General features: G+C 43.2%; 3 protein-coding genes. All 3 read left to right on the top strand.

Annotated features, from left to right (window positions below; genetic code table 11):
* The first annotated feature begins 393 nt into the window (after window positions 1-393).
* From L1D50_RS21795 to L1D50_RS21785, 3 genes are read left to right on the top strand one after another with little or no spacing between them, the layout of a single operon-like run.
* Window positions 394-1611 carry a thiamine pyrophosphate-dependent dehydrogenase E1 component subunit alpha gene (locus L1D50_RS21795; protein WP_239966817.1) on the top strand — a complete coding sequence of 406 codons (1218 nt, stop codon included), beginning with the start codon at window positions 394-396 and terminating at the stop codon, window positions 1609-1611.
* A complete protein-coding gene (locus L1D50_RS21790) occupies window positions 1611-2588 on the top strand; it encodes an alpha-ketoacid dehydrogenase subunit beta (RefSeq protein WP_010604720.1) in 978 nt (325 codons plus the stop codon). Before L1D50_RS21795 ends, L1D50_RS21790 begins: the two co-directional genes overlap by 1 nt.
* A 9-nt stretch (window positions 2589-2597) precedes the next feature.
* Complete coding sequence (locus tag L1D50_RS21785) at window positions 2598-4169, top strand: dihydrolipoyllysine-residue acetyltransferase (RefSeq protein WP_239966816.1); 1572 nt, start codon at window positions 2598-2600, stop codon at window positions 4167-4169.
* The last annotated feature ends 313 nt before the right edge of the window (window positions 4170-4482 follow it).

The raw sequence follows: 4482 nt of genomic DNA, 5'->3' as shown, positions 1-4482 counted from the left end.
ACTAACGGTTATCCCGTTAGAGGTTGATGAAAACTTTATATAAATCATAGATGTAAAATTCTACTTGCCTTCGTATCAAAATCTTTCCAAAAACATTGATGCATTTTCACGGTTATTCATCTAGGATTAGTTGAATAACCGTTTACGTTAACGTAAAGTTGAAACGCTTTAATTTAATTTACTTACTTAAATCGCAAATATTATTCAGTCTTTGATAAGTTGTTAGACCAGTTATTCATACTAACCACAAATGTGATCAAGACCAATTAACACAATCATAAATGCGAGGTGAGTTAAGACTCTTTTCGTCTTACGCAATCTGAAGCCAGATCTCGTATGAGGAAGTCGGGTTGAACTCCGTAAGTTTGTTATGACAACAAGAGAAGGTAGGTTATGACTAACCCCAATAATATATCCTTAAATATCAGCCACACGCTGGAATTTATAGATGGTCATGCACTCAATATCCCTACATTACAGATTTTAAGTGACCAAGGCGATGTTTTAGACGGTGCAACAGCACCAGATATTGACAAAGAAACGGCATTAAGAATTTATTCAACAATGCGGTTTATCCGTTTACTTGACGAGCGTATGCAAGGTGCTCAGCGTCAAGGACGCATTAGCTTTTACATGCAATGTCTTGGCGAAGAAGCTGCTGTTACGGCAAGTGCCGCAGCGCTTAAAGAAGATGACATGATCATGGCTCAGTACCGTGAGCAAGCCGCAATTCACTATCGTGGTTTTTCGCTTGAGCAATTCATGAATCAGTTATTCTCGAATGAGAAGGACTTAGGTAAAGGCCGCCAAATGCCTGTGCATTATGGTTCTAAAGAATTACATTACCTGACTATTTCGTCGCCGCTAGGAACGCAAATTCCTCAAGCAACGGGCTATGCCTACGGCCAAAAGTTAAAACACATTGATAAAGAAACCGGCGAGCTAACGTCTGAAATCGATAACGTCACGATTTGCTATTTTGGCGAAGGTGCTGCCTCAGAAGGCGACTTCCACGCTGGTCTAAACATGGCCGCGGTACATGGTTCACCGGTTATCTTCTATGCACGTAATAATGGTTATGCGATTTCAACACCTGCTGATGAACAGTTCAAAGGTGATGGTATTGCAGCCCGCGGTGTGGGCTATGGTATTAAGACCATCCGTGTGGATGGTGCCGATGCGCTTGCCGTTTACGCCGCGACACAAGCCGCGCGTAAAATCGCAGTTGAAAACGGTGAGCCTGTGATGATTGAGTCTATCGCATATCGTTTGGGTGCACATTCAACTTCCGATGACCCATCTGGTTACCGTACCAAAGATGAAGAAGCTGAATTTAAGAATAGTTGTCCAGTAAATCGATTTAAGCAATGGCTTCTAAAACAAGGTTGGCTAGATGAAGCCCAAGATGATGCGGAAAAAGAGAAAATCCGTGAAGATATCTTGGCTGCATTGAAGGTCGCAGAGAAAGTACAGAAGCCTGCATTAGAAGATCTGGTCTCAGATGTTTACGATACGCCAATTCCATCGCTGCAAAAACAATATGATGAATTGAAAGCGCATATTAAAGCTTATCCAGACGCATACCCAGTCACAGCAGGGAGAATTAAATAATGGCTAAAATGAACATGCTACACGCCATTAATTCGGCGCTAGATATCACGATGGCGGAGCATCCGCAGGCTTGTATTTTTGGTGAAGATGTTGGCTACTTTGGTGGTGTATTCCGTGCAACTTCTGGCCTTCAAGAAAAATACGGAAAACACCGTGTTTTTAATACGCCATTGACTGAACAAGGTATTTTGGGTTTTGCCAATGGTCTTGCAGCGTTTGGTGCCCCTGCGCTTGCTGAAATTCAATTTGCGGATTATATCTTCCCAGCATTTGACCAAATCGTGAACGAGTCGGCTAAGTTCCGTTATCGCTCGGGTAATGAGTTTGATGTGGGTAACTTAACAATTCGTACGCCATACGGTGGTGGTATTGCAGGTGGTCTATATCATTCACAATCACCAGAAGCTTATTTTGCGCATACACCTGGTCTTAAAATTGTAGTACCGCGTAACCCGTATCAAGCAAAAGGCCTTCTGCGTGCTGCCATCAAAGACGATAACCCGGTTATTTTCTTTGAGCCTAAGCGCTTATATCGCGCTTCTGTTGGTGAAGTACCAGAAGAAGATTACAGCATCGAGCTTGGTAAAGCCGAAGTGATTAAAGAAGGTACCGATATAACGCTATTGGCTTGGGGCGCGCAGATGGAAATCATAGAACAAGCGGCGCAAAAAGCTGAAGAAGCAGGTATTAGCTGCGAAATAATCGACTTAAGAAGTATTCTTCCTTGGGATATGGATACGGTAGCCAAGTCAGTGGTTAAAACGGGTCGTTTGGTCGTGAGCCACGAAGCGCCTATCACTAATGGTTTTGGTGCTGAGATTGCAGCAACCATACAAAAAGAGTGTTTCCTGCATTTAGAATCTCCAATTGAGCGAGTTTGTGGATTAGACACGCCATATCCTTTAGCACTTGAAAAAGAATATGTGCCAGATGCACTGAAAGTGTTCGCCGCTATCAAACGTTCTATGGAATTTTAAGGATAAGTTATGGCTAAAGAATTTATCTTACCAGATATTGGTGAAGGCATCGTAGAGTGCGAAATCGTCGAGTGGTTGGTGGCTGTTGGCGATGAAGTAAAAGAAGATCAACCTATTTGTGACGTGATGACGGATAAGGCGCTAGTGCAGATCCCTGCGGTACATGATGGTGTGATCACCAAGCTGCATTACGAAAAAGGTGAAATTGCAAAGGTCCATGAACCTTTGTTTGCGATGGATGTTGCCGGCGAGCAAGCTGCTCAGTCAGAACAACCGGAAGCTCAATCCTCGCCAACTACTTCAACCAATGCAGTACTTGAAGATTTTATTTTACCAGACATCGGTGAAGGCATTGTTGAGTGTGAAATCGTTGAATGGCTTGTCGCTGAAGGCGATGAAATCAAAGAAGATCAGGCCGTTTGTGATGTAATGACTGACAAGGCTCTAGTGCAAATTCCAGCTAAGTACGATGGTATTGTTGAGAAACTCTATTATCAAAAAGGCGAGATAGCACAGGTGCATAGTCCGCTATTTCAAATGAAGTTGGCGTCCTCTCACGCTGGAAAATCAGACGATCCAATCGCTGATGTTCACAAACCTAAAGAAAGTACAGCACACACAACTACTGCGAGCAATGAGGCCACGCGAAGTTTGCCGAAAAATGGTAAAGCAATCGCCTCTCCAGCAGTGCGCCGTAAGGCGCGCGAAGTTGGTATTGACCTCTCTGAAGTGCCAGGCTCTGGTAAAAATGGTCGTGTGTATAAAGAGGACATCGAACATTTCCTTGAGCACGGTGTAAGTGACGCTTCGACCACGAATGAAGCTAGCACAACGTTACAGTCTCAAACGCAAAAGCCAACTCCTACCTCAGAAGGTGGGAAAAGAGTTGAGCCTTTACGTGGTATGAAAGCGGCGATGGCCAAACAAATGATGGCCTCTGTATCGACGATCCCACATTTCACTTACTGTGATGAGATTGACTTAACCGATTTAATTGCGCTTCGAGGTGCTTTGAAAGAGCAATATGCCAAGCAAGGCGTGAAGTTGACGATGATGCCATTTTTTATCAAGGCGTTGTCACTTGCAATCAACGAGTTCCCAATTTTGAATGCAAAAGTAAATGATGACTGTACAGAAATCACTTATTTTGATGACCATAATATTGGTATGGCGGTGGACAGCAAGCTGGGTCTTCTTGTACCAAATATTAAATCATGCCAAAGCAAATCGATTGTTGAAGTTGCCCAATCTGTTACTGAACTGACAGAAGCCGCTAGGGAAGGGCGCGTATCTCCTGATTCACTGAAAGGCGGTACTATCTCAATCTCAAACATAGGGGCTATTGGTGGTACGGTTGCGACACCGATTATCAATAAACCTGAAGTTGCTATCGTTGCACTTGGCAAGGTTCAGCAGTTACCACGCTTTGATGCACAAGGTAATGTGGTTGCGCGCTCTATCATGCAAGTAAGTTGGTCTGGCGACCATCGTATTATTGATGGTGGCACGATCGCACGTTTCAATAATTTATGGAAAACCTTCCTAGAGGAACCGGCTAAAATGATGATGGCAATGCGCTAACCTTTGTTTTTGCTAGTTTCTACTTGTTGTAAAGGGCCTTTACGGCCCTTTTTCGTTTCTCATGCCAATTGGGTTATGTACCTATCTGTATTTAAAAGCTTTGATGGCTTTGGTCCAATTTTAAGCCCGCTCGGACTTATACCAGTTGTATTAAGTAAATGATTTATCTTGAAGCGGGGAAATAGCTTTTGTAGCACCGCTCTCGCGTCCTGCTACCGCTAAGGTACCTATATCCATATAGGCAAGGCAAAAATTTTGCTATTTAGTTGTTCTAAATGAGAAATTTTTAACGAAGCTAATATGCTATTTCACC

Source organism: Pseudoalteromonas sp. Isolate6 (assembly GCF_022398435.1).
GTDB lineage: Bacteria > Pseudomonadota > Gammaproteobacteria > Enterobacterales > Alteromonadaceae > Pseudoalteromonas > Pseudoalteromonas galatheae.
The sequence above is the reverse complement of the archived record's forward strand: the minus strand, read 5'-3'. Positions and strand labels throughout refer to the sequence as shown.

Excerpts from the sequence above, each read along its gene's own strand:
- L1D50_RS21795 (WP_239966817.1), top strand. The coding sequence starts at position 394 with ATGACTAACCCCAATAATATATCCTTAAATATCAGCCACACGCTGGAA.
- L1D50_RS21790 (WP_010604720.1), top strand. The coding sequence starts at position 1,611 with ATGGCTAAAATGAACATGCTACACGCCATTAATTCGGCGCTAGATATC.
- L1D50_RS21785 (WP_239966816.1), top strand. The coding sequence starts at position 2,598 with ATGGCTAAAGAATTTATCTTACCAGATATTGGTGAAGGCATCGTAGAG.